18 protein-coding genes, 1 pseudogene and 1 riboswitch are annotated in these 25,942 nt (G+C 66.9%); of the genes and pseudogenes, 8 read left to right on the top strand and 11 right to left on the bottom strand.

The window, feature by feature from the left end:
* Positions 1-97: 97 nt before the first annotated feature.
* The 7 genes from odhB to NL2_RS09510 form a co-directional block, all read right to left on the bottom strand.
* Positions 98-1,384 carry a 2-oxoglutarate dehydrogenase complex dihydrolipoyllysine-residue succinyltransferase gene (gene odhB / locus NL2_RS09480; protein ID WP_068074100.1) on the bottom strand — a complete coding sequence of 429 codons (1,287 nt, stop codon included), beginning with the start codon at positions 1,382-1,384 and terminating at the stop codon, positions 98-100.
* Positions 1,385-1,504: 120 nt separating this feature from the next.
* A complete protein-coding gene (locus NL2_RS09485; RefSeq protein WP_068074102.1) occupies positions 1,505-4,393 on the bottom strand; it encodes a 2-oxoglutarate dehydrogenase E1 component in 2,889 nt (962 codons plus the stop codon).
* A 149-nt stretch (positions 4,394-4,542) separates the two neighbouring features.
* Positions 4,543-4,833, bottom strand: a complete 291-nt coding sequence (locus NL2_RS09490; protein WP_068074104.1) for a GIY-YIG nuclease family protein — start codon at positions 4,831-4,833, stop codon at positions 4,543-4,545.
* 126 nt (positions 4,834-4,959) lie between these two features.
* The gene (gene sucD, locus NL2_RS09495) at positions 4,960-5,850 is read right to left on the bottom strand and encodes a succinate--CoA ligase subunit alpha (RefSeq protein ID WP_068074106.1); all 891 of its coding nucleotides are present in this window, start codon (positions 5,848-5,850) and stop codon (positions 4,960-4,962) included.
* 108 nt (positions 5,851-5,958) lie between these two features.
* On the bottom strand, positions 5,959-6,921 hold the full coding sequence (gene mdh / locus NL2_RS09500) for a malate dehydrogenase (protein WP_068074108.1): 963 nt from the start codon (positions 6,919-6,921) through the stop codon (positions 5,959-5,961).
* A 214-nt stretch (positions 6,922-7,135) separates the two neighbouring features.
* Complete coding sequence (locus NL2_RS09505; protein WP_068074110.1) at positions 7,136-7,465, bottom strand: hypothetical protein; 330 nt, start codon at positions 7,463-7,465, stop codon at positions 7,136-7,138.
* A gap of 278 nt (positions 7,466-7,743) precedes the next feature.
* Complete coding sequence (locus NL2_RS09510; RefSeq protein WP_068074112.1) at positions 7,744-9,057, bottom strand: cell wall hydrolase; 1,314 nt, start codon at positions 9,055-9,057, stop codon at positions 7,744-7,746.
* Positions 9,058-9,462: 405 nt separating this feature from the next.
* A riboswitch (cobalamin riboswitch) is annotated at positions 9,463-9,684 on the top strand.
* A 97-nt stretch (positions 9,685-9,781) separates the two neighbouring features.
* Between NL2_RS09510 and NL2_RS09515 the strand changes: the two genes are divergently transcribed.
* Genes NL2_RS09515 through NL2_RS09530 form a run of 4 tightly spaced genes read left to right on the top strand, consistent with a single transcriptional unit; the run spans position 9,782 to position 14,479 of the window.
* On the top strand, positions 9,782-11,686 hold the full coding sequence (locus NL2_RS09515; RefSeq protein WP_068074114.1) for a TonB-dependent receptor plug domain-containing protein: 1,905 nt from the start codon (positions 9,782-9,784) through the stop codon (positions 11,684-11,686).
* Complete coding sequence (locus tag NL2_RS09520) at positions 11,683-12,747, top strand: ABC transporter substrate-binding protein (RefSeq protein ID WP_084356005.1); 1,065 nt, start codon at positions 11,683-11,685, stop codon at positions 12,745-12,747. Before NL2_RS09515 ends, NL2_RS09520 begins: the two co-directional genes overlap by 4 nt.
* Positions 12,744-13,703: a FecCD family ABC transporter permease gene (locus NL2_RS09525; protein WP_068074116.1), complete on the top strand. Its 960-nt coding sequence runs from the start codon at positions 12,744-12,746 to the stop codon at positions 13,701-13,703. The genes NL2_RS09520 and NL2_RS09525 overlap by 4 nt, the downstream gene beginning before the upstream one ends.
* Complete coding sequence (locus NL2_RS09530) at positions 13,700-14,479, top strand: ABC transporter ATP-binding protein (protein ID WP_084356006.1); 780 nt, start codon at positions 13,700-13,702, stop codon at positions 14,477-14,479. The genes NL2_RS09525 and NL2_RS09530 overlap by 4 nt, the downstream gene beginning before the upstream one ends.
* 3 nt (positions 14,480-14,482) lie before the next feature.
* Here the strand turns inward: NL2_RS09530 and NL2_RS09535 are convergent, their stop codons facing one another.
* On the bottom strand, positions 14,483-14,707 hold the full coding sequence (locus NL2_RS09535; protein WP_068074118.1) for a hypothetical protein: 225 nt from the start codon (positions 14,705-14,707) through the stop codon (positions 14,483-14,485).
* Positions 14,708-14,774: 67 nt separating this feature from the next.
* Positions 14,775-14,966 (bottom strand): hypothetical protein, encoded by a 192-nt coding sequence (locus NL2_RS09540; protein WP_068074120.1) that lies wholly within the window; start codon positions 14,964-14,966, stop codon positions 14,775-14,777.
* A gap of 635 nt (positions 14,967-15,601) precedes the next feature.
* Here NL2_RS09540 and NL2_RS09545 point away from each other — a divergent pair.
* Positions 15,602-16,243 carry a glycoside hydrolase family 19 protein gene (locus NL2_RS09545; RefSeq protein ID WP_218006106.1) on the top strand — a complete coding sequence of 214 codons (642 nt, stop codon included), beginning with the start codon at positions 15,602-15,604 and terminating at the stop codon, positions 16,241-16,243.
* A 76-nt stretch (positions 16,244-16,319) separates the two neighbouring features.
* Positions 16,320-19,478 (top strand): T6SS phospholipase effector Tle1-like catalytic domain-containing protein, encoded by a 3,159-nt coding sequence (locus NL2_RS09550; protein ID WP_068074122.1) that lies wholly within the window; start codon positions 16,320-16,322, stop codon positions 19,476-19,478.
* A gap of 40 nt (positions 19,479-19,518) precedes the next feature.
* Here NL2_RS09550 and NL2_RS09555 read toward each other — a convergent pair whose 3' ends face one another.
* Positions 19,519-19,887 (bottom strand): hypothetical protein, encoded by a 369-nt coding sequence (locus tag NL2_RS09555; RefSeq protein ID WP_068074124.1) that lies wholly within the window; start codon positions 19,885-19,887, stop codon positions 19,519-19,521.
* A 380-nt stretch (positions 19,888-20,267) separates the two neighbouring features.
* Here NL2_RS09555 and uvrA point away from each other — a divergent pair.
* Positions 20,268-23,222: pseudogene (gene uvrA, locus NL2_RS09560) on the top strand (excinuclease ABC subunit UvrA); the annotation flags it as partial.
* Between the two features lie 614 nt (positions 23,223-23,836).
* The gene (locus tag NL2_RS09565) at positions 23,837-25,444 is read left to right on the top strand and encodes a DNA methyltransferase (protein WP_068074126.1); all 1,608 of its coding nucleotides are present in this window, start codon (positions 23,837-23,839) and stop codon (positions 25,442-25,444) included.
* A gap of 51 nt (positions 25,445-25,495) precedes the next feature.
* Here the strand turns inward: NL2_RS09565 and NL2_RS09570 are convergent, their stop codons facing one another.
* Entirely contained in the window at positions 25,496-25,834 is a 339-nt protein-coding gene (locus tag NL2_RS09570; RefSeq protein ID WP_068074128.1) for a GIY-YIG nuclease family protein, read from the bottom strand.
* Positions 25,835-25,942 lie beyond the last annotated feature (108 nt).

Consider the following 25,942-nt stretch of genomic DNA (forward strand, 5'->3'; position numbering starts at 1 on the left):
TCAAACTCCTGCGTCCCCGCGCAGGCGGGGACCTCGTGCCTTCATGCGGACCGTGGCCGGCCTGAGGCCCCCGCCTGCGCGGGGGCGCACGGCTTTATCACAAATCGATCAGCAGCCGCGTCGGATCCTCGATCGCTTCCTTGATCGTCTTCAACGCGGTCACCGCTTCGCGCCCGTCGATCAGGCGGTGGTCGTAGCTGAGCGCCAGATACATCATCGGGCGGATCACGATCTCGCCATTGCGCACCACGGCGCGGTCCTCGATGCGGTGCAGGCCCAGCACGGCCGACTGCGGAGGATTGATGATCGGGGTGGACATCAGTCCGCCGAACACGCCGCCGTTGGAGATGGTGAAGGTGCCGCCTTTCATGTCGTCCATGGTCAGCGAGCCGTCCTTGGCGCGCTTGCCCAGGTCGCCGATGGCCTTTTCGATCCCGGCGAACGACAGCTTGTCGGCATTGCGCACCACCGGCACGACCAGCCCGTTGGGGGCCGAAACCGCAACCGACAGATCGACGTAATCGAAATAGACGATTTCCTCACCATCGATCTGCGCGTTGACGCTGGGGATGTCCTTCAGCGCGAGGCACGATGCCTTGGCGAAGAAGCTCATGAAGCCCAGCTTCACGCCGTGCTTCTTCTCGAACACGTCCTTGTACTTCTCGCGCGCGGCCATGACCGCGGTCATGTCGACATCGTTGAACGTGGTGAGCAGCGCGGCGGTGTCCTGCGCGCTTTTCAGCCGCTTGGCGATGGTCTGGCGCAGGCGCGTCATCCGCACGCGCTCCTCGCGGCGATCGCCACCGGTGGCAGGCGCGGACGGGGCGGAGGCAGGGGCTGCGGCGACGGGTGCGGGCGCCGGGGCGGGCGCGGCCTGCTTGGCCATTTCCTGCTTCTGGCCGGCGGCGGCGAGCACGTCTTCCTTGGTCAGGCGGCCATCCTTGCCGGTGCCGGTGACGGTGGCCGGGTCGATCCCATGTTCGAGCACGGCACGGCGCACGGCGGGCGAGAGCGCGGCGGCGTCGAACGCGACGGCGGGAGCAGGGGCCGGGGCCGGCGCCGCATCCTTGGGCGGCATCGTGTCCGACGCGGGCGGCTGGGCCTTTTCGTCGCGCGGGGCGATCGGCTCGTTGCCCGCCGGCGCCACGCCGTCCTCGATCGTGGTCAGCAGCGCGCCGACCGACACGGTCTCGCCTTCCTTGACCAGCTGCGCGCCCATCACACCGTTGGCCGGAGCGGTAACCTCGACCGCGACCTTGTCGGTCTCGAGGCTGGCGATCGGCTCGTCGAGCTTGACCGCTTCGCCCGGCTGCTTGAGCCACTGGCCGACGGTCGCCTCGGATACCGATTCACCCAGCGTGGGCACTTTGACTTCGCTCGACATTAGTAAGTTCCCGATCTCAAATCCGTCCGTGCTGAGCTTGTCGAAGCACTGCTTTTTACGTTGGACAGCAGAAGAAGAAAAATCAGTCCTTCGACAAGCTCAGGACGAATGGAGAAAACGCTAGGTTTTTTTGCGGCGGCGAATCTCGCCGCGCACCGACAGGCCCAGCGCATCGGCAACCAGCGCGCCCTGCTCGCTGGCGTGGCGGCTGGCGAGGCCGGTGGCGGGCGAGGCCGAGGCGGTGCGCCCGGCATAGCGCGGGCGCTTCACCTTGGAGCCTGACCCGGTCAGCGCCTGCTCGATGCAGCCTTCGACGAAGAACCAGCCGCCGTTGTTGCGCGGTTCTTCCTGGCACCACACCACGTGTTCGAGGTTGGTCATCCGCGCCAGGCGGATTTCCAGCGCTTCCTCGGGGAACGGATACAGTTGCTCGATCCGCACAATCTGCGTGTCGGTGATGCCCGCCGCATTGCGCGCCTCGATCAGGTCGTAGGCGACCTTGCCCGAACACAGCACCAGCCGTTTGGTGTCCTTGTCGGCGGGCGGGGTCGGATCGGACAGGATGCGCATGAAATGCCCGTCGCCGATGAAATCGGTCGAGGCGCTCTTGGCCATCGGATGGCGCAGCAGCGACTTGGGGCTCATGATCACCAGCGGCTTGCGGAACGGACGGTGCATCTGCCGGCGCAGCACGTGGAAATAGTTTGCCGGGGTGGTGATGTTGCACACCTGCATGTTGTCCTGCGCGCACAGTTGCAGGAACCGTTCGAGCCGCGCCGAACTGTGTTCCGGGCCTTGCCCTTCATAGCCATGCGGCAGCAGCAGCACGAGGCCGTTGGCGCGCAGCCACTTGGCCTCGCCCGCCGCGATGAACTGGTCGATGATCACTTGCGCGCCGTTGGCGAAATCGCCGAACTGGCCTTCCCACAGCACCAGCGACTTGGGATCGGTCAGCGCATAGCCATACTCGAAGCCGAGCACGCCGAATTCGCTGAGCGGGCTGTCCAGCACCTCGAAATGCCCGTGCGGCAGCGTCTTCAACGGAACGTGGCGATGCTCGTCGGTCTGATCGACCCACACCGCGTGGCGCTGGCTGAACGTGCCGCGCCCCGAATCCTGGCCCGACAGGCGCACCCCGAACCCTTCGGTGACGAGGCTGCCGAACGCCAGCGCCTCGCCCGTCGCCCAGTCGAAGCCCATGCCGCTGGCGAACATCTCGCGCTTGGCGTCGATCACGCGCGTCAGCGTCTTGTGGATGGTGAGGTCGGCGGGCACCGTGGTCAGCGTGCGGCCCAGGCTGTCGAACAGCTTGCGGTCGATGCCGGTGGGCACGTTGCGACGAGCGCCGACCGGGTCGGCCGGCTTGTTCAGCCCGCTCCAGCGCCCGGCGAACCAGTCCGCCTCGTTGGGCTTGTAGCTGGCCGCGCCCTGGAATTCCTGTTCGAGCAGCCCGACGAAGCGGTCGGCATTCTCGCCCGCCCAGTTCTTGTCGATCACGCCTTGCGCCACCAGCCGCCCGGCATAGATCGCGCTGACCGGGGGATGCGCGCGGATCTTGGCGTACATCAGCGGCTGGGTGAAGCTGGGCTCGTCGCCCTCGTTGTGGCCGAAGCGGCGGTAGCACCACATGTCGATCACGATGTCGCGGCCGAACTTCTGGCGGTAGTCGATCGCCAGCTTGCACACGAACGTCACCGCCTCGGGATCGTCGCCGTTGACGTGCAGGATCGGCGCCTGCACACCCTTGGCCACGTCGGACGGATAGGGCGAGCTGCGCGCGAACTGCGGGCTGGTGGTGAAGCCGATCTGGTTGTTGATGACGAAGTGCATCGTCCCGCCGGTGTTGTACCCGCGCACGCCCGAAAAGCCGAGGCATTCCCACACGATGCCTTGCCCCGCGAACGCCGCGTCGCCGTGGATCAGCACGGGCAGCACTTGCTGGTGCTTGCCGCGCGCCACGTCGCCGGGGATGCCGTCGCTGGTCTCGTCGCCGATATCGTCACGCAGCGCCTGCGTCGCGCGGACCTTGCCCAGCACCACCGGGTTCACCGCCTCGAGGTGGCTGGGGTTGGGCACGAGGGACATGTGCACCTTGATCCCGTCGAACTCGCGGTCGGTCGACGTGCCGAGGTGGTACTTGACGTCGCCCGAACCGCCGACATCGTCGGGGTTGGCGCTGCCGCCGGAGAATTCGTGGAAGATCACGCGGTAGGGCTTGGCCATGACGTTGGCGAGCACGTTCAGGCGGCCACGGTGGGCCATGCCATAGACGATCTCCTTCACGCCCTGCGCGCCGCCGTACTTGATCATCGCCTCGAGCGCGGGGATCATCGATTCGCCGCCGTCGAGCCCGAACCGCTTGGTGCCGACGTACTTCTTGCCGAGGAACTTCTCGTACTGTTCGCCACGGATCACGGCGGCGAGGATCGCCTTCTTGCCCTCGGGCGTGAAGTCGATGGTCTTGTCCGCGCCTTCCATCCGCTCCTGCAGGAAGCGGCGTTCCTCGACGTCGGCGATGTGCATGTATTCAAGGCCGACCTTGCCGCAATAGTTGGCGCGCAGGATCTCGACCAGATTGCGCACGGTGCCCCAGGTAAGCCCCAGCGTGCCGCCCATGAACACCTTGCGATCGAGCGCGGCGCCGGCAAAGCCGTGGTATTCGGGCGAAAGATCGGCCGGGATCTTCTGGTGCGACAGCCCCAGCGGATCGAGATCGGCGGCAAGGTGCCCGCGCACGCGATAGGTGCGGATCAGCATCATCGCGCGGATCGAATCCGACGCGGCCTGCTCCATCGCGGCTTCGGACAGCGCGGGCGCGCCGGTGTCCTTCACCGCGGCGGCGATCGCCAGCTTCATCGCCATCGGATCGAGCGCGGCGGTCAGATCATCGTCGGCGCCGGCATCCATCAACGGCCAGCGCGCGCTCTGCCACGACGGGCCGGGCTGCGGCGCATCCTGCGCCTCGTTGCCCGATTCGGGAGCGGTGAAGTCGTGCAATTCCTGGCCCATGATCTCGGTCCAATCCTGAGTCCCCGCGAAGGCGGGGACCTCGTGCCTGGGGGTCGAACCGGGGAAAGTCCCTCGCGCCGACCGAGGTCCCCGCCTTCGCGGGGACGCAGCTTGTTTTGTTTCCCCGCCTTGGCCGGGATATGATTAACTCAAACTGGCAGCGTGTCGGTCAGGTCCCGCCAATCGGGGTTCTGACCGGCAATCCGCCGTAACTTCCAGCCCCGGTTCCACTTTTTCATGCGAACCTCGAACTGGCGCGCATCGTGGATGTCGTCGAAACCCTCGAAGCACACCAGCCGCGCACAATTGTAGCGCTTTGAAAAGCCGGCGACCTCGCGTGAACGATGCTGTGCGATCCGTTTGGACAGATCGTCGGTAACGCCAATGTATAAAACACCGTTAGGCTTGTTGATCAGGAGATAGACGTAGCCTGGCTTCAACGCCCGGTTCCCTCAATCCTGCACCTGCTCCCCCGCGAATACGGGGACTCAGGCCCTAACCGAATACCCTCCCGACCGCCCGACGTCCCCGCCTTCGCGGGGACGCAAGGGTGGTCGGGCGTTCAATCACACCAACTCTTTCAGCAACGCCGCCAGCGTGGTGCCCAATTCCGAAGGCGAGGGCGAGACGCGGATGCCCGCGTCTTCCATCGCCGCGATCTTGTCCTCGGCGCCGCCCTGGCCGCCCGAAACGATCGCGCCGGCGTGGCCCATGCGGCGGCCTGGGGGGGCGGTCAGCCCGGCGATGAAGCCGACCATCGGCTTCTTGCGCCCGCGCTTGGCTTCGTCCTTGAGGAACTGTGCCGCTTCTTCTTCGGCCGATCCGCCGATTTCGCCGATCATGATGATCGAGTGCGTGGCGTCGTCGGCCAGGAACAGCTCGAGCATGTCGATGAAGTTGGTGCCGTTGACCGGATCGCCGCCGATGCCAACAGCCGTGGTCTGGCCCAGGCCCGCCATCGTCGTCTGATGCACGGCTTCATAGGTCAGCGTGCCCGAACGCGAGACGACGCCGACGGTGCCCTTGGAGAAGATCGAGCCCGGCATGATGCCGATCTTGCATTCGTTGGGGGTCAGCACGCCGGGGCAGTTGGGCCCGATCAGGCGCGACTTGGAGCCGGTCAGCGCCCGCTTCACGCGGACCATGTCAAGCACCGGAACGCCTTCGGTAATCGCGACGATCAGTTCGATTTCGGCATCGATCGCCTCGAGGATGGCATCGGCGCAGCCGGCAGGCGGCACGTAGACGCAGCTGGCGGTGGCACCGGTGACGGCCTTGGCTTCGGCGACCGTGTCGAACTGCGGCAGGTTGAGGAACGTGGTTCCGCCCTTGCCCGGCGTGACGCCCGCGACCATCTGCGTGCCGTACGCCAGCGCGGCCTCGGTGTGGAAGCTGCCGGTCTTGCCGGTCATGCCTTGGGTGATGACCTTGGTATGCTTGTTGACGAGAATCGACATTCAAAAGTGCTCCTGGGGGAGGATTGCGTCCCCGCGACGGCGGGGACCTCAGGCAGTTCCGGCAACGAACGAGGCCCCCGCTTTCGCGGGGACGCACGCCGTGCGATTTCAGTTCAGGCTGGCATCGATCGCCTTGCAGGCATCCAGCAGTTCCTTGACCGCATCGACCGAGACTTGCAGCCCGGCCTTGTCGGCATCGTCGAGCGCGATCTCGATCACCTGTTCCACGCCGCCCGCACCGATCATCACCGGCACGCCGACATACAGGTCGTTCAACCCGTACTGGCCGCTGACATAGGCGGCGCACGGCAGGATGCGCTTCTGGTCGTTGAGATAGGCTTCGGCCATCGCGATGCCGCTGGCGGCAGGCGCATAGAACGCCGAACCGGTGCCGAGCAGCGCGACGATCTCGCCGCCGCCGCCGCGCGTGCGCTTGACGATGGCGTCGATCTTGTCCTGCGAAGACAGGCCCATCTTGATCAGGTCGGGCACCGGGATGCCGTTGACGGTGGAGTAGCGCACCACCGGGACCATCGTGTCGCCATGGCCGCCGAGCACGAACGTGTTCACGTCGCGCACCGACACTTGGAATTCATCGGCGATGAAGTGGCTGAACCGCGCCGAGTCGAGCACGCCGGCCATGCCCACCACCTTGTTGTGCGGCAGGCCCGAGAATTCACGCAGCGCCCAGACCATCGCGTCGAGCGGGTTGGTGATGCAGATGACGAATGCGCCGGGAGCGTTGGCCTTGATGCCCTCGCCGACGGCCTTCATCACCTTGAGATTGATGCCCAGCAGATCGTCGCGGCTCATGCCCGGCTTGCGCGCTACGCCCGCTGTGACGATGATGACATCGGCGCCGGCGATATCGGCATAATCGTTGGATCCCGTGATCTTGGCGTCGAAACCTTCGACGGGTCCGCACTGCGACAGGTCGAGCGCCTTGCCCTGCGGCACGCCTTCGACAACGTCGAACAGGACGATGTCGCCCAGTTCCTTCTGCGCGGCGAGGTGGGCCAGAGTCCCACCGATATTGCCTGCGCCAATCAGCGCGATCTTCTTGCGTGCCATGCTTAACGGTCCTTCCCGGCTGCGGGAGCTGCCACTACGCGACCGGCCCTGCGCTTTCCTCCCCAGCCCCGCATGACGGGAGGAGCGCTTGGCGGATGCGGACCCCCTAAGCGGCACAACCGGCGATTGCAACCGACAAAAAGTCCCTACACGGCGTTAAGTTTGATAACGGTTCGCAATAGCAAAAGGGCGCGTGGCATGGGTCGGGTGCGGCTCACGCGCGGGGCGCGCGGTTCCTCCGGCGATCCTGCCGCACGCAGTCGCGCGCCAGCCGGGCGTCGAGCGTGTGGCACACTTCGAGCCACCAGTCATAGCCCGCCGCATCGCCTGCGCCACGCGCCGCTTCGGCGGATTCACGCGCCCGCACGGCTGCCGAAAGCCCGTGCGCGCCGAACAGGCGCAGCGCGGCGGACAGCACCGCATCGCCATGGCCAAGCTCGCTGAGCATGCGCCCGTTGTCATTGGCGGCGCGCAGCGGATGGCGGACGAGCCGGTGCGAAAGGCTGGCCGAGGGCCAGCCATGGGCGGGCGAAAAACGCAGCATGATCAGGGGGCTCTCCGTGTTTGCGGCTTGGCCCCCTGAATACCCACAGCGGACTAACATCCGGTTCGGTGACAAGGTGGATGAGGTGTTAACGCCTGCCGCGTGGCGTGGGTGGGGCACGGGTGGGCGCGTATCGGCGCGGCATTGGTGGATTGCCCGAACCCGAAACAGCTGTGATCGCCCGCGAAGGCGGGGGTCTCAGACGGAGGGTGGATCACTTGCGCTGCAAGGCCTGAGGTCCCCGCTTTCGCGGGTACGCAGTGGAATGGAACGAGGCCCTAACCCGCAGGCTGGGCGATCCATTTGCCGCTGTTCTCGTACTGCGGCAGCACGCCCGACGATCCGCTTGATGTCGTTCCGGCGCCCGATCCGGCTGGCGCCTGCGCGCGGTACAAGGCGTCGCCGCCGCGTTGCGCAACCGATGGCGTATAGGCGGGGGCATACGCTGGCGCCGCGTCACCGTGGGCCAGCGGGGCCTGCCCGAACGAACCGGCAGGCTGGCCCAGCGCGCCGCCACCCGATTGCAGCGCGGCCTGGTGCAGCGCGGCGGCGCGGGCTTCGTCATAGGCGCGGGCGATCGCGATCGGGTCGGTCGCTTCGGGCGGTTGCGGGGTCCAGGTGCGCGGATGCGGCCCGGCCACCGGCTCGGCCCCGGAATAGGCCGCGTTGAACGCGGCGGGACGTCCTGCCGCTCCCTGCCAGCGATAGAACCGGTGCGCGCCGATCGTGCCGATGAACTGCAGGCTGTCGGCCCAGTATGGATGGATCGCGCTGGTGTGATAGTGGGTGGCGAGGCCGACCGGCGCATAGACATAGCCCGCCAGCGCGGCTTCGGCGACGCGGCGCGCGCGGTCCCAGTATTGCGCCATGGGGCGGCGCGCCATCGATCCGTCGCAGGCGAAGCTGAACTGGCAGCCCGTTCGTTCGGACCCCTGGTAGACCACGCCGCACACGCTGTGCGGGAAGGCGGGGTGCGCCACGCGGTTGAGCACGACTTGCGCCACCGCGCGCTGGCCGCCGTCGGGTTCGGACGCGGCTTCGTAATAGATCGCCGCGGTCAGGCACTGCAGCGCGCGATAGCGGTTCTCGCCCTCGGTGGCCATCAACGGCCGCGCGGCAGGGCCGGCGGGGGCAGAGGCCTGCGCTACGGTATCGTCGTCGCGGTGCACGTCCCACGCCTTGGCCGCGATATCGGGCGCGACCAGCCCGGGCGCCGAAACGTCGAGCGCAGATAGTGGCGCGGCGATCGCATCGTCGCGGTGGATCGCGGGGAGTACGCTGGCGAGCGCACCGCCGCCCTGCTGCGCGCGCGCCGCCTCGATCCCGGCGCTGCCCCAGCCGAGCGGGCCGAGCACCATGCCCAACGCTGCCAGCACCGCGATGCCGGCGGCGCGCTGGCGCAGGACGATATGCTTGGCCTTGCGGTGGAGGCGTCCGATCCCGGTGAAATCGCGGCGACGGATGCGGGCGGTGAAGTCGCGCGGCCGCTCTGTCGCGGGCAGGATCGCTCCTGCGGCAGGAACCGAAGGGCGCGCTTGCGACCGCCGCTCGGGCGGCAGAACGATGGGGCGGTAGGTGATCTCGAGCGGCATGGACTGAAGCTAAACTCCTGTGCCATCCCCGCTAGACCGGGGGTTTGCCCCCCGCATCCGTCGATTTCGCACCGTACCGATCCGGCACACACCACCGCTCTAGCGTAAACCGGTTAAGATGCGGCGAACCGGGCACGCGCATGGCAATCGCTCATGATCAGACCGTCCCTCGATCGTCATCCTGAACTTGTTTCAGGATCCATCGTGCCATAGGCGCGGAGCATGAAAAGGCGCGCAAGGCAGCGGCTCGCGCCACCTTGCTCCGTGCGGTCGGAGGAATGGATCCTGAAACAAGTTCAGGATGACGAAACTGGGTTTGATCCGGCCCCATGTGATTGCCCTGCGGTCTGTGATTGCCCTGCGGCAACGGGCTCGCCCTTGCATTTTGTTGCAACGCGGCATAGGAGCGCCGCCGACGCCATCGGTGGCCTTAGGCGTTTCGACGCCAACGGGCCCCTGAGGGAATCCCGGTGCAAATCCGGAGCTGCCCCCGCAACTGTAACCGGTGAGCGGCCTGTCCAATATGCCACTGGCCCCCGCGCCTTTTTCAGGTTTGGGGGGCTGGGAAGGCGGACAGACCCGCGATGACCCGGAAAGCCAGGAGACCTGCCGGTGTGTGGTCGTTCCGCGAGCCGGGCGGGGTGTACCGGACGCAAGCGGCAGGCGCGCAATCCCGCACGCCTTCCGCCTTGGGCGACATTCGCTCAAGGCCGGAGGTTTGCCCGTGAAGTACCTGTTTTCCGTTAGTATTATTGCCGTTTCTGCCGTTTCATCGCCCGCGTTCGCGCAGGACGCGTCGGACCTGATCGCAGCCCCACCCCGCATCGTGACCACCGTCGTCGCCACCGGCAGCGAGACTCACCTCGACCAGACCGGGCAAGCCATCACGGTCATCACCCAAGGCGAGATCGACGCCGTCCAGGGCCCCGACCTCACCCGCGTGCTCGAACGCGCGCCCGGCGTGACCATCACCCGCAACGGCGGGCTGGGCAGCTTCACCGGCGTGCGCGTGCGCGGCGCGGAGGCCGAGCAGGTGCTGGTGCTGATCGACGGCGTGCGCGTGGCCGATGTCGCCTCGCCCGGCGGCGGCTATGACTTCGGCGGCCTGTTCTCGGGCGGGATCGGCAAAGTCGAACTGCTGCGCGGTTCCAACTCGGTGGTGTGGGGCAGCGCGGCGATCGGCGGCGTGATCGCGCTGACCAGCCGCGAGGTCAACGGCATCGAGGCGAGCGCCGAGGGCGGATCGCACGGCAGCTTCACCGGCGACGCCACCGCCGGGCTGGTGCTCGATCGCACCTCGATCAACCTCAATGGCGGCTACACCCGCACCGACGGCATCTCGTCCGCAGCCACGGGCACCGAGCCCGACGGCTTTCGCCAGTGGCACGTCGGCGGGCGTGGCCGCTTCGCGCTGACCGACAGCCTCGCGCTGGTCGCGGTCGGCCGCTATGCCGACAGCCGGCTCGACATCGACGGTTTCGCGCCGCCGACCTTCAGCTTTGGCGACACCCCCGAATACCAGACCACGCGCGAAGCATCGGGCCGGGTCGGCGCGGAATACCGCTCCAACCTGCTCGACCTCAACGCCGGTTATGCGCTGTCCGACACGCGCCGCGCCTACTTCGATGCGCCCGCGATCGCCGCGCCGAACTACACCACGCAGGGCCGCAGCGAGCGCGCGGACGTGACCGGCACGTTGCGCCCGGTCGCGCACGTCACGCTCGATTTCGGCGCGGACAGCGAGCGGACGCGGTTCTCCACGCTGTTCGATGCCGAAAAGCACGCACGGCTCACCAGCGGCCATGCGCTGCTGGGTTACCATGACGACGGGCTGGACGTGGCCGCAGGCGTGCGGATCGACGATCACAGCCGGTTCGGCAGCGCGACCACGCTGGGCGCCAACGCCAGCTATCGCCTGGCACCGGGGCTGCGCGTGCGCGCCAGCTATGGCGAAGGGTTCAAGGCGCCGACGCTGTTCCAGTTGCTGTCAGATTTCGGCAACACCGGGCTCGTCCCCGAACGCAGCCGCAGCTATGACGCGGGCGTGGAATACGGCACGCAGGATTCCACCTTCCACGCCGCGCTCACCGCGTTCCGCCGCGACAGCCGCAACCTGATCGACTTCGCCTCGTGCTTCGGGATCAGCACCGGCATCTGCACCAACCGTCCGTTCGGCACGTACGACAACATCGGCAAGGCGCGCGCCGAAGGGTTCGAGCTGGAACTGGGCCTGCGTCCCAGCGCGGTGTTCGGCGTGCAGGCGGCCTACACCTACCTCAAAGCCACCAACCGCACGCCGGGCGCGGCCAACCAGGGCAACGACCTGGCCCGCCGCCCGCGCAACGCGCTGACCGTGTCGGCCGACTGGACGCCCGATGTGGCGGGGATGGCCAAGGGCCTGACGCTGGGCGCGGACGTGCGGTTGGTGAGCGACAGCTACGACAACGCCAGCAACTTCACCCGGCTCGACGGTTATGAAGTGACCACGCTGCGCGCAGCGGTGCCGCTGGGTGACCGGCTGGAACTGTTCGGGCGGATCGAGAACCTGTTCGACAGCCAGTACCAGACGGCGGCGGGCTACGGCACGTATGGCCGCACGGCCTACGCCGGGGTGAGGGTGCGCTATTGAGGCAGCGGGCGCTCCAGATCCTGGGCATCACCGGGCTGCTGTTGCTGGCGTCGCTGGCGCTGGCGAACTGCTCGGCGATTCCGCTGCCCGTCGATGTGGAGCGCCCGCACCCCACCATCGTCTCGCTCAACCCGTGCAGCGACGCGATCCTGGCGGACGTGGCCGATCCCGCGCAGATCCTGGCAATATCGAGCTACAGCCACGATCCGCGATCGAGCTCGATGGACAGGACGCTGGCGCGGCGGTTCCGCGCGACCGGCGGCACGGTCGAGGAAGTCGCCGCGCTGCATCCCGACGTGGTGGTGGCGGGCACGTTCCTGGGCCCGGCCACCGGCGCGGCGTTCGCGCGGATGGGGCTGACGCTGGATGCGCTGCCGATCGCCAACACCGTGCCGCAGGCGCGCGAACAGGTGCGCCATCTCGCCGCGCTGGTGGGCCATCCCGATCGCGGCGAGGCGCTGGTGGCGCGGATCGACGCCGCGCTGGCGCAAGCCGCGCCGCCGCCGGGCTGGCGCGCGGTGCCCACGGTGATCTGGGAATCGGGCGGGATGGTCGCGGGTGACGGCACGCTGATCGCCGACCTCCTGCGCCGCACCGGCTTCACCAACTTCGCCGCCGCGCGCGGGTTGGGGCAGGCCGATGTGCTGCCGCTGGAAGCGATGCTCGCCGATCCGCCCGCGCTGATCCTGTCGACCGGCGACCCACGCAGCAACGAGGACCGCATGCTGGCGCATCCTGTGCTGGCGGCCATGACCGGAACGGCGCACGCCGGGCTGGACGCCACCCTTCTGTACTGCGGCGGGCCGACGATCATCCGCGCGGCCAGGCGGCTGGCAGCAGTGCGCGCCATCTTGCGTCCCCGCGCCGGCGGGGCCCTCGGGCGGTCATCCGCAGCGTATGGATCACGTCCTTCGACAGGCTCAGGACGAGCGGGTCTTTTCAGGGTTATTCACCCACACCCGCTCATGCTGAGCCTGTCGAAGCATGCTCGCAGCCTCGCCGAAGGTTATGTCCCGAACGCCGCCGTACCGCACACCCCCAACACCAGCCCCACAACATGACTCGCCCCACGCTCCTCCTCATCCTCGCGCTCGTCATCACCGTGCCGCTGTCGCTGCTGGCGGGCCGGGTGTGGATCGATCCGTTCCACCCTGCGATCCCCAACGCCACCGCCATCCTGATGCAGTTGCGCCTGCCGCGCGCGGTGCTGGCGCTGGTGGTGGGGGCGGGGCTGGGCGCTTCGGGGGCGGCGATGCAGGGGTATCTGCGCAATCCGCTGGCCGATCCCGGCCTGTTCGGCATCGCGCCCGGCGCAGCGCTCGGCGCGGTGCTGTCGCTGTACTTCGGCTATGCGGCGCAAGGCTTCCTGCTGCCCGCGTTTGCGCTGGTCGGGGCGGGGAGCGCGATGGCGCTGCTCGCGCTGATCGCGGGCCGCGATGCCGGCGTCGCGCTGTTCACGCTGGCGGGGATGATGCTGGCCAGCCTGGCCGGCGCGTTGACCAGCCTGGCGATCAGTCTGTCGCCCAACCCGTTCGCGCTGTCGGAGATCGTCACCTGGCTGATGGGCGCGCTGACCGATCGCGGCTGGCACGAAGTGGCGATCGCCGCGCCGCTGACCGCCGCGGGCATCGCGCTGTTGTGGACCGCGCGGCGCGGCCTCGATGCGCTGACGCTGGGCGAAGCGGCAGCGCGCTCGCTGGGGATCGAGCCGGCGCGGCTGCAGTGGCTGATGGTCGCGGGCGTGGGGCTGTGCGTGGGCGCGGGCGTGGCGGTGGCGGGGATCATCGGCTTCGTCGGGCTGATCGTGCCGCATCTGGTGCGGGGCCTGACCGATGGCCGCCCATCGACGCTGCTGGTGCCGAGCGCGCTGGCGGGGGCGCTGCTGCTGCTGGTGGCCGACGTGGTGTGCCGTCTGCTGCCGATGGCGACCGAGCTGCGGCTGGGCATCGCGCTGTCGCTGGTCGGCGCGCCGTTCTTCCTGGCGCTGCTGCTGCGGATGCGGAAAGGCCTCGCATGAGCGCGGCTATCGTGACGCTCGCCGCCGAGGCCCTGACGCTGCAACTGGGCACGGCGCGCGTGCTCGACGGGGTGAGCGCCGGGTTCTTGCCGGGTGAGGTCACCGCGATTTGCGGACCCAACGGCGCGGGCAAATCCAGCCTGCTCGCTTGCCTGGCCGCGCTGCACGCGCCGACGCAGGGCCGGGTCACGCTCGACGGGGCGGCGCTGTCCGCCTTGCCCGCGCAGGCCCGCGCCCGCGCCATCGGTTACTTGCCGCAAGCCCCCGAAGTGGCGTGGTCGATCTCGGTCGAAACGCTGGCCGGGCTGGGCCGCCTGCCGTGGCGCACCGGGGCGGTCGAGGATGCCGCCGCCGTGGCCGCCGCGCTCGCCGCGCTCGATCTTGGCGGTTTTGCGCGCCGGAGCGTCGCCACGCTTTCGGGCGGGGAACGGGCGCGGGCGCTGCTGGCGCGGGTGCTGGCGGGGCGGCCGCGCTGGATCCTTGCCGACGAGCCACTCGCCGCGCTCGATCTGGCGCACCAACTTGCCTTGCTCGGGCAGTTGCGGGTGCAGGCGCTGGGTGGGACCGGGGTGGTGCTGGTGCTGCACGACCTGGCGCTGGCGATGAACCACGCGGCGCGGGTGGTGGTGCTCGATGCGGGGCGCATCGTCGCCGATGGCCCGCCGGAGGTGGCGCTGTCGGAAAGCGTGATCGCGCGGGTTTGGGGGGTGACCGCGCGCTGGCTGGGCGAACCGGGCGCCCGCGCGCTCAGCGCCGGGGGCGGTATCGACCGCTGAGGTTCAGTGCCGCACGTGCTCGCGGCGCAGGCGTTGCCAGGCGGACTGGCCGCCATCGGCCAGCATTTCGCGCAGCGCGGCGTCGCTCAGCGCCGCATCGCGGGGCGTGCCTTGCCGACGCAGTTCGGGGCCGAGCAATTCTTCCAGCCACACGCGGAACGGGTCGCTGGCGGGGCGCAGATCGCCAATGGGGTCTGCGGCGTTCGCAACTGGGCGGCGCAAGGACATGGGCTGAAATCCGTCGAAAGGGTGTCCGGCGCCGGCCGTGGTCCGGCACGGTTCGAACCGTCGCCGGTCAGGCGGCGTGCGGCAGGTCGCTGTTGCGGGCTTCCTTCAGCGCCACGGCAAACTCGATCACGAAGTGCTCGGCAAAGCTGGCGCGTTCTTCCATCGAGATGGCGGGGCGGGGGGTGCGGGGGGCGTCGGTCGAGCGGCAGAACAGGCTCTGCCGCGACAGGTTGCGATAGTCTTCCATCTTGATAACCATGAACTTTTTCCATCCGTGCGGGCAACGACGCACCCGGACGCATTTTCCAATGTTGCCAACCTGACATGGTTGGCAGGCGATTAATTGTATCGACACGACAAAATTGCCGATGTCCGACGATGAAACACAAGATTGCGCGGTGACTAACGTTGTGGCGTCGTCACCGCGCCGGGCGGAAAGGCCGGGCGCGGGTGACTGGTCCACGCCGCTGCCGCTCCGCCACTGGTTTCATCGGCGGGGGGGTGTTGCCGATGACCATTCACTAGGCGCATCGAGCCCCGGTTTCTTGGCAACGCGGGGGAAACTTGCTGTGCCAGAATCTTTCCAGAATTGATCTGGTTAAGCCCGATGCCCGAAACACGCCCAAGTCATCGGCCAAATACATGAACTGCGAAGACTATCGCGGTCAACGCGGCGTTCGATCCGCGCGGCTTGCACTGTCGCGCGGTGGATTGACGGCATGGCGATTGAAGCGAAGTATTTGCGCATAACAGGGTTGCGAGTCGGGATTACCTGTCTGTCACCGGGGCCATGCGGCCGGCAACCTGCTTTTGCCTTCCGTTCGTCACCTGCGATCCGGCCGGTCATCCGTTCTATCGCGTCCGTGTCGGGACGTCTGTGCTGGGGGATCGACCGTGACCGTAATCAACCGCAAGTTCTTCTTCGACTATGTGCGCAGCCACGCGTTCGACGGCGCGCTCGCCGCGAGCCAGGTCGCCGGGCTCGGCGCGATCCTCGATGTGTGGGAGGCAGCCAGCGCCGCCGGGCAAGCCACTGGAGGAGCGGGGGCGGGCGACGACCGCTGGCTCGCCTACATGCTGGCGACCGCCTACCACGAGACCGACCGCAAGATGCAGCCGATCCACGAATACGGTTCGACCGGCTATTTCGACAAACGCTATGGTCCGCCGCCGGTGGGGCAGAAGCCCGCGCTGGCCAGGTCGCTGGGCAACACCCAGCAAGGCGATGGGTCGCGCTATGCCGGGCGCGGCTTCGTCCAGCTGACCGGGCGGCGCAACTACCATGACTGGGGGCAGCGGCTGAACATCGATCTCGAAGGCCACCCCGACATGGCGATGCAGGCCCCCGTCGCCACGCGCATCCTGTTCGAAGGATCGGTCCACGGGACCTTCACGGGGCGCAAGCTGGCCGATTATTTCAGCCCGACCAAGGAAGACTGGGTCAACGCCCGCCGGATCATCAACGGCACCGACAAAGCCAACCTGATCGCCGGCTACGGCAAGTTGTTCTACGCCGCGATCAGCCATAAAGCCTGACGTTCCGGGCCTGACGGTCCGGGCCGGACGTTTTGGCGGCTGAGGGGGCGGTTGCCGCCGGGAAAGGAGCCTGCGCATGGACCTGTCGCCCGATCGTCCGCATGCCCGCGACCTCACGCGCGGCCCGCGCAACATCATCCTGTTCTCGGATGGCACCGGCAACAGCAGCGGCAAGCTGCAGAAGACCAACGTCTGGCGGCTGTATGAAGCGCTCGATCTGGGCTATCCCGTCGCCAACGGCCTGCCGGTGCAGATCGCCTATTACGACAACGGCGTGGGCACGTCGGCTTTCCAGCTGTTCGCCGCGCTGGGCGGCGTGTTCGGCTTCGGCCTCGCGCGCAATATCCGCACGATCTACAAATTCCTGTGCCGCAACTACCAGCCGGGCGACCGCATCTACCTGTTCGGGTTCAGTCGCGGCGCGTTCACCGTCCGGCTGCTGGGTGCGCTGATCACCGCGCTGGGCGTGGTCACCGATCTTGGCGAGGAATCGCTCGACATGGCCGCGCACGACACCTGGCGCGAATTCCGCCGCGGGTTCCATACCAACAACGAGCTGACCGATCTGGGCGTGCGGCTGGGCATGGCCACCACCTTTGCGATCCTGCGCCTGGTCCGCTCCGATCTCGACGACAACGCCGATCTCGGCGAGAAGCCCGACCACGGTGCGGCCGGGAAAGCCTGGTGGTATGCCCGCCGCGCAGGCCGGTGGGTGGCGCGGCGGCTGACCGGAGCACACGGCACGTTCGTGCGGCGCGCCGATGGCGGATGGTCGGCGCTGCACGACTGGTACGAACACTGGAACCGCCCGCTCGATCAGCGGCGCATGCCCGAATTCGTTGCCGCGCGCGGCATCCACCACACCCCCGACATCGAGTTCGTGGGCGTGTGGGATACCGTCGCGGCGTATGGCGGGCCGCTGGTCGAGATCACGCGCGGCATCGACGAGTGGATCTGGCCGCTGACGATGCCGACCTACGACCTGTCGCACAAGGTCAAGCGCGCGCGCCATGCGCTGTCGATCGACGACAAGCGCGATTCGTTCCAGCCGCTGCTGTGGGACGAAGTGAACGAACAGGCGCTGGCCGCGAAGTATCGCCATGCGGCGAACGGCGCTGGCAAGCCGGTGGACGACGAGCACCGCGCGCTTGCGCTGCGGTTCTGCCACGAAGAGCGCCCGCGCCTGCAGCAAGTGTGGTTCGCCGGGATGCACGCCGATGTCGGCGGCGGCTATGCCGATGAATCGCTCAGCTTCGTCTCGCTGTGGTGGATGATCGAACACGCCAAGGAAATGGCGCCCGAAGACGATCTGTCCATCGCCGCCTACGATGCGCTGCCCGACGCGGGCAAGGCGCTGACCTCGGACCCGCGCCGCCGGGGCCTGCGCCTGATCCCCGAGTTCGAGCACCGCATCGAAACCTTCCGCAACGTGTACGGGCCATTGCACGACAGCCGGGGCGGGGCGGGCATGTTCTATCGCTACCAGCCGCGCTACATCGGCGCGTGGGTCAATCGCGCGGCGGACGACACGGGCAGCCACGTCAAGCCGGCGACGCAGCAGTTCCGCGATCCCACGATCGCGCAAGGGCGCTACCGGCGGCACGGGCTGCTGCAAGCGCCGATCCGGCTGCATCTCAGCGTCGAGGAACGGCTGCGCATGGCGACCGACGGCTATGCCCCGATCAACATCCCGCGCGACTATCACATCGACAACGGCGTGCACGAAGCGCCCGAACCCGAAGGCGCCAGCATCGACGCGACGCTCGACCAGACCTACCTCGATGCGCTGACGGTGCGGATCAAGCTGCGCCGGTTCTGGTATTTCCTGCAGATGTTCCTGGTGTTCCTGCTGCTGATCAAGCCGCTGTGGCCGCACATCAAGGGTCTGGCGATGTTCGCGGGCCAGGTCGACGCACGCACCAATTCGCAAGTGCTGGAAACCGCGATCAATGCGTTCGTGCCGTCGTTCCTGGCGACGTGGACCCATGCGATCGCCGCCGATCCGTTCAACTCGCTGCTGTTCTTTGCGGTGATGGGCGTCGTCGCGATGGTCGGCGCGACGCATGAACAGGGGCTCGCGGACATTTCGCGGCGGATGTGGGCGGCGCGGTTCGGCCAGAGCCTGCCGCCGCTGCCCACGCTCAACTGGTTCAACCGCTTTTTCTACCGCAGGACCGACGAGCTGGCGAAAAGCGAGGCGGCGCAATCGGTGCTGGCGCGGCTGAAGTGGCGCATCGTGCCGTTCTTCGTCGGCGGCATCATGTGGCTGGGCATCGCCTATGCGGTGGTCGCCGGGGTGACACAGGGCTGGCTGGCGTGGGCCGAATCCGATCCGCGCATCTGCGTGGCGAAGGGCGGAGCGAACCCGATCGGCCCGATGACGTGGACCGATCCGGTGTTCGCGGCCGAAGCCTGCCACGATCTCAACATCGAGGTGAAGCCCAACACCAGCTATCGCATCGTGCTCAAGGTCCGGTCGAGCGGGTACATCGTCACGCGCGACCGCACGGTGCCCGGCGGCAAGACGTTGTCGGGGCCGACGCCGCTGTTCTTCGACGGCGCACTGCCCGCAACGCCGCAGGGCTGGGCGGTCGATGGCCTGAAATTCAGGGCGGTCCATGGCGTCTCGCGCTATTTCCGGCGCGTGGCGCGGGCGCCGGTGATGGCCCCGGTGTTCGAGATCCGCCATCGCGGCGCGGACGTTCCGGAGACATTCCATGTGCTGTCGCTGCACAGCTGGGCGAACCTGCTGCTCGGCTTGCGCGGAGAGCCCAACTACATGGTCGTGCCGCCGCTGGTCCACAGCCTGCTGCCGGGGCACGAGGACGAATGGACCGGCACGCTGCGCACTCCCGATGCCGGTGCCCGCGTGTTCCGCTCGCTCGAATACGCGGCGACCGGTTCGGGCGACGAGGCGGTGCCGGGTCGGCTGTTCGTGTTCCTGAACGATGCGGTGCTGCCGATCGACCATGCGCAACTGCAGCCCGACGATGCCACGCTGCCGTCGGGTCCGCTGTGGCTGCCGCCGACGCAGCAGCTGGCCACGCTCAACCACGATTGCCCGACGCTGCCCGGCCGCTGGCTGACCTCGTGGATTCCGCTGCTGCACCGGGCGCGGGTGCTCGATTTGTGCAGCCGTTACGCCAACAACCGGGGCAGCTACACGCTGTCGCTGTCGCCGCTGAACGATACGGTGGAAGGCGCGGCGCCGTTACCGGCGGCCCCGCGCAACTGACCCGCTGCGGCGGCGGCAGTCTGGCCGGTGGCCAGTCCGGTCAGTTGTCGCAGGCGGAATAATCGCCGTCGCGGCAGGCGGCGACCGCGCGGCGCCATGACGCCATGTCGCGTTCGTAGCGTGCCCGTTCGCGCGCATAGTCGGCCTGCGATCGATCCGCTTCGGCATATTCGGAGCGACTGCCCTGTTCGCCGCGCCCGTCGCGCCAGTCGCTCCAGCCTTGCGCATAGCGGGCATCGCGCGCCTGCGTCCGGGCCAGCTCGTCGCGGTTGAGCTGGCGCACCACGTCGCGATCGTGCGCCCGCGCGGCAGCGCTGCGCATCGCCGGATCGTGCGGATCGTCGGCGTGCGCCACGGCAGGAACCATCGCGACGCCCAGCGCCGCACACATCGTCAACATTACCCGCATGTTTTTCCGTCCCGAACTTCAACGTTCTAGCTATCAGACCCATGCCCCACCGCTCATGGTGAGGAGGGGCTGAGCTTGTCGAAGCCCCGTCTCGAACCACAGCATACGCGGTCCTTCGAGACGCCGTTTCGACAGGCTCAACGGATCCTCAGGATGAGCGGTCGATCCTGTGAGCACGACACCGCGCGCCCTTTGCGATTTATCAGTGTGTTACGCACTCCGGCACCATCAATGCGACAGGCCGTTGGCGGTTTGTCGCACTCCGCGCGCGCACTGCCTTGCAGAGGCGGCTTGTATCCCCGCTACCCGGCCCCATTTTAGCGCTGAGATGCCGCACGGCGGTCTTGCTACATCCGAACAAATATGGAACACCGCCGCGCATGTCTCTTACCCAGATTTCCGTCCGCGGTGCCCGTGAGCACAACCTCAAGGGCATCGACGTGGATCTTCCGCGCGACAGCCTGATCGTCATCACCGGGCTGTCGGGCTCGGGCAAGTCATCGCTGGCGTTCGACACGATCTATGCCGAAGGGCAGCGGCGCTACGTCGAATCGCTCTCGGCTTACGCGCGCCAGTTCCTCGAGATGATGCAGAAGCCCGATGTCGAACATATCGACGGGCTGTCTCCCGCGATCTCGATCGAGCAGAAGACCACCAGCCGCAACCCGCGTTCTACCGTGGCCACGGTGACCGAAATCTACGACTACATGCGCCTGCTGTGGGCCCGCGTCGGCACGCCATACTCGCCCGCCACCGGCCTGGCGATCACCGCGCAGACCGTCAGCATGATGGTCGACCGGGTGATGGACCTGCCCGAAGGTACACGCGCCTACCTGCTCGCGCCCGCCGTGCGCGGCCGCAAGGGCGAATACCGCAAGGAATTGGCCGAATGGCAGAAGGCGGGCTACACCCGCGTGCGCATCGACGGCGAATTTTACGCGATCGAGGACGCCCCCGCGCTCGACAAGAAGTACAAGCACGACATCGAGGTCGTGGTCGATCGCATCGCGGTGCGCGACGGCATCCAGACCCGGCTGGCCGACAGTTTCGAACAGGCGCTGAAACTGGCCGACGGGCTGGCGTATATCGACCTGGCGGATACGACGGTGGCGGCGCTCCCGGTTAAGTCCCCTTCCCCTTCAGGGCAGGGAGAACCGCGCGCTGCCTCCCCTCTCCCAACCCTCTCCCCTGAAGGGGAGAGGGCGAGTGGCATGAAAGGCGCAGGCCTCCCCGCCAACCGCATCGTCTTCTCCGAGAAGTTCGCCTGCCCGGTCTCGGGCTTCACCCTGGAGGCGATCGAGCCGCGCCTGTTCAGCTTCAACGCCCCGCAAGGCGCGTGTCCGGCGTGCGATGGGCTGGGCGAAAAGCTGCTGTTCGATGCCGAACTGGTGGTGCCCAACGAAGCGCTCAGCCTCAAGCAGGGGGCGATCGTGCCGTGGGCCAAGTCCAACCCGCCGTCGCCTTACTACATGCAGGTGCTCGCCAGCCTCGGCGCGGAATTCGGGTTCGAGCTGACCACGCCCTGGGCCGAACTGCCGGGCGAGGTGCAGCTGATCATCCTCCACGGCACCGGCGGCAAGGCGATCCCGCTCACGTTCAAGGACGGGCGCAAGAGCTACACCGTGAAGAAGGCGTTCGAGGGGGTGATCGGCAACCTAAACCGCCGCCTGCTGCAGACCGAAAGCGCGTGGATGCGCGAGGAACTGGGCAAGTACCAGACCGCGCAGGCCTGCGAGACGTGCCACGGCGCCCGGCTCAAGCCCGAGGCGCTCAGCGTCAAGATCGCGATGCAGGATATTTCCGGCCCCACGCGCATGTCGGTCACCGATGCGCTCGAATGGTTCTCCACGCTCGAACCCAAGCTGACCAGCCAGCAGCAGCAGATCGCCAAGGCCATTCTCAAGGAAATCAACGAGCGGCTGGGCTTCCTCAACAACGTCGGGCTCGATTACCTCAATCTCGATCGCACCAGCGGCACGCTCTCGGGCGGCGAAAGCCAGCGTATCCGTCTTGCCAGCCAGATCGGCTCGGGCCTGTCGGGCGTGCTCTACGTGCTCGACGAACCCAGCATCGGCCTGCATCAGCGCGATAACGACATGCTGCTCGCCACGCTGCGGCGCCTGCGCGATCTGGGCAACACCGTGATCGTGGTCGAACATGACGAGGACGCGATCCGCACCGCCGATCATGTCGTTGATCTCGGCCCCGGCGCGGGCGTGCATGGGGGCGAGATCGTGGCGCAGGGCACGCTCGCCGATATCCTCGCCTGCGACGCCAGCCTCACCGGCCAGTACCTGTCGGGCAAGCGCCGCATCGATGTGCCCGCCACCCGCCGCAAGGGCAACGGCCACAAGATCACGGTCAAGAACGCGCGCGCCAACAACCTCAAGAACGTCACCGCCTCGATCCCGCTGGGCACGTTCACCTGCGTCACCGGCGTCTCCGGATCGGGCAAGTCGAGCTTCACCATCGACACGCTCCACGCCGGCGCCGCCCGCGCCCTGAACGGCGCGCGCGTCATCGCCGGGGCGCACGATGCCATCACCGGGCTGGAACACTGCGACAAGGTGATCGAGATCGACCAGTCGCCGATCGGCCGCACCCCGCGCTCCAACCCCGCCACCTACACCGGCGCGTTCACCCAGATCCGCGACTGGTTCGCCGGCCTGCCCGAAAGCGCCGAGCGCGGGTACAAGCCCGGCCGCTTCAGCTTCAACGTCAAGGGCGGGCGGTGCGAGGTGTGCCAGGGCGATGGCCTGATCAAGATCGAGATGCACTTCCTGCCCGACGTCTACGTCACTTGCGAGGAATGCAACGGCAAGCGCTACAACCGCGAAACGCTGGAAGTGAAATTCCGCGGCCACTCGATCGCCGACGTGCTGGACATGACGATCGAGGATGCCGAAGGCTTCTTCAAGGCCGTGCCCCCCATTCGTGACAAGATGCAGATGTTGGGCGAAGTCGGCCTCGGCTACGTCAAGGTCGGCCAGCAGGCCACCACGCTGTCAGGCGGAGAGGCGCAGCGCGTCAAGCTCGCCAAGGAATTGAGCCGCCGCTCCACCGGGCAGACGCTGTACATCCTCGATGAACCCACCACCGGGCTGCATTTCGAAGACGTGCGCAAACTCCTGGAAGTGCTCCACCGCCTGGTCGACCAGGGCAACTCGGTGGTGGTGATCGAACACAACCTCGACGTGATCAAGACCGCCGACTGGGTGCTCGATCTCGGCCCCGAAGGCGGCGTGCGCGGCGGCGAGATCGTCGCCGAAGGCACCCCCGAACAAGTCGCCGCCAGCCCGCGCAGCTTCACCGGCCACTACCTCGCCCCGCTGCTGGAGGTGCAGCGCACCGAACGCGCCGCGCCCAAGCCCAAGCAGAAACAGCTGTTCCCCCAAACCAAAGCCGCCGCCAAACGCGAACGCGCGGCGGCCCGGGAGAAGGCGGCAGAGGTGAAGGCCGCACCCAAGGCGCGAAAACGCGCTGTAACATCCTCGTCCTGAACCCTTGATCGTCATCCTGAACTTGTTTCAGGATCCATCCCTCGCCCCACCCGGAGCAAGCGGTTGCGCGCACCGCAGTCTTGCGCGCCATTCGACACGCCGCGCCTGCGTCCCGATGGATGCTGAAACGCGTTCAGCATGACGAGGTTGGTTATGGGTCAAAAAGTGAACGCGCCCCCGTGGCCGACGTCCGAAACCGCCCCTGCGGTTAAAGCAGGTACCGCGATGCTCGCGTTCGCGGCAGCAATACCAAACCCTACCCCCATCGTCATCCTGAACTCGTTTCAGGATCCATCCCTCGGCCCACCCGGAGCAAGCGGTTGCGCGCACCGCAGCCTTGCGCGCCATTCGACACGTCGCGCCCGCCGCCCGATGGATGTTGAAACAAGTTCGGCATGACGAGGTTGCGCGCCCACACGAAGCAGGGCATCCCCCGTCGCGGAGGCTCCATGACCAACACGCTCTTTTATGGTGACAATCTTCAGGTGCTGCGCGAGCATGTGAAGGATGACAGCGTGGACCTGATCTATCTTGATCCGCCGTTCAATTCGAACGCCAACTACAACATCCTGTTCAAATCGCCCGAGGGGCAGAACAGCGACGCGCAGATCGAGGCGTTCGAGGATACCTGGCACTGGAACGACACCGCCGAACACGCTTTCGATGAAGTCATGCGGTCGGGCAACACCAAGGCGTTCGACCTGCTGCGCGCGATGCGCGATTTTCTGGGCGACAACGACATGATGGCGTACCTCGCCATGATGGCGGTGCGGCTGCTCGAACTGCACCGCGTGCTCAAACCCACCGGCAGCCTGTATCTGCACTGCGATCCGACTGCGAGCCACTACCTCAAGCTGCTGCTGGACGGGGTGTTTGGGGCGGATAAGTTCGTCAACGAAATCACTTGGAAGCGGTCACACGCGCATAGCGACGCAAAGCAGGGAGCACAGCATTTCGGTCGTTTGACTGATACGATTTTGTTCTATTCCAAAGGCTCGAAACGCATTTGGAACGTGCTCTATACGCCATACGATCAGGGATACATTGATCGAGACTATCGTCGCCTAGAACCCGATGGCCGCCGCTATCGCTTGGATAACATTCAGGGACCGGGCGGAGCAGAAAAGGGCAACCCCTATTACGAAGTGATGGGTGTCTCACGCCATTGGCGATATTCTCGGGAGAAGATGGCCGCACTCATCGAACAAGGTAGGATTATCCAGACGCAGCCGGGCGCGGTTCCACAATACAAGCGATACTTGGACGAAATGCCGGGAGTGCCGCTCCAGAATCTTTGGGCAGACCTCCCAATAATCAATAATAGATCAAGTGAGGGCCTCGGCTATCCCACGCAAAAACCGCTGGCGCTGCTCGAACGGATCATCGCCGCCTCGTCAAACGAGGGCGACGTGGTGCTCGATCCGTTCTGCGGCTGCGGCACCGCGATCCACGCCGCCGAAAAACTCCACCGCCAGTGGATCGGCATCGACGTTACCCATCTGGCGATCACGCTGATCGAAAAGCGGATGAAGGATGCCTTCCCCGGCATCGCCATGCAGGTGGAAGGCACGCCCAAGGACCTCAACGCCGCGATGGATCTGGCGGCGCGCGACAAGTACCAGTTCCAGTGGTGGGCGTGCAGTCTGGTCGATGCGCACCCCTATGGCGGCAAGAAAAAAGGCGCCGACGGCGGGGTGGACGGGATCATCTATTTCAAGCCCGACGGCAAGCGCACCGAAAAGGCGCTGGTCTCGGTCAAGGGCGGCGACAACGTGGACGTGAAGATGATCCGCGACCTGCATTCCGCGATGGAGCGCGAGAAAGCGCCGATCGGCATCTTCATCTGCAAGGGCCTGCCGACCAAGCCGATGCGCACCGAAGCCGCCGCCGTGGGCGTGCTCAACAGCGAAGTCACCGGCAAGGCCCACCCGCGCCTGCAAATCCTGACGCTGGCCGAACTGTTCCAGGGCAAAAAGCCCGACATCCCATGGGTGGACGCCAGCGTGCTGAAAAGCGCCAAGCGCGAGGACCGCAGCCAGCAGGGGACGTTGTTGTAGGGGGCGTCCCCACACTCATCGCCATCCTCGCACTGTCATCCTGAACTTGTTTCAGAGTCCATTTCTCGGTCCGCGCGGAGCAAGCGGTGGCAGGCCCAGCCCCGGAGCCAGATCGTGCCAGTCGGGGTTGTCCGTCTGGATCAGCGTGATCTTCCACGGCCTGTGCCAGTTCTTCAACTGCTTCTCGCGCGCAATGGCGAGGTCCATGTCGCCGAACAGTTCGTAGCGAACGAGGCGATAGATCGCGTAACGGTCAGAGAAGCCCGGCAACGCGCCGTTGCGGTGCTGCCACAGGCGGCGGACAAGATCGGACGTCACCCCGATATACAGTGTGCCGTAGGGCCTGCTGGCAAGAATATAGGTGCAGGGCTGGCGGTCCGCACGGCTCATGGCTTCGGCGCTTGCGGCACGATGGATGCTGAAACAAGTTCAGCATGACGCCGATTTGGCGGAATCGGTATCCCGCCTCGTCACCCTGAAACGCGTTCAGCATGACGG

Source organism: Novosphingobium lentum NBRC 107847 (genome assembly GCF_001590965.1).
GTDB lineage: Bacteria > Pseudomonadota > Alphaproteobacteria > Sphingomonadales > Sphingomonadaceae > Novosphingobium > Novosphingobium lentum.